Annotated in this window: 1 protein-coding gene; it reads right to left on the bottom strand. The window is 32.4% G+C overall.

Annotated elements, in window-relative coordinates; genetic code table 11:
• Positions 1 to 73: 73 nt before the first annotated feature.
• A partial coding sequence (locus ACYYG1_RS17350) for a hypothetical protein (RefSeq protein WP_461211591.1) occupies positions 74 to 287 on the bottom strand: 214 nt, incomplete at its 5' end.

The following is a 287-nucleotide window of genomic DNA, read 5'->3' as shown; positions in this document are numbered from 1 at the left end:
AACGACCACCAAATCTTGGCATAAATCTTGGGAGGAGAAGTTTTATTTGACATATAAACACCTTCCTTCGAAGTCAACCATTAAAATTGCTAAAATCCGTATTATCAATATCAACTAATTTAAATTTCGCTTTGGCTTTGATATCAGACTTTTTTTTATGCACATTGGCAAAGTCTAATCTATCAATATCAGAAATTGTCCAATTATTATTTGCTAGTTCTGCACTACTCGGTGAATTAAGTACAACATCTTCACTATCCGAACTCAAATTAACAGCGTAACGTTTA

The sequence above is a fragment of the Desulfocurvus sp. DL1XJH-121 genome, assembly GCF_054819825.1.
Note: the sequence above shows the minus strand (reverse complement) of the source record. Positions and strands in the feature narration are given on the sequence as shown.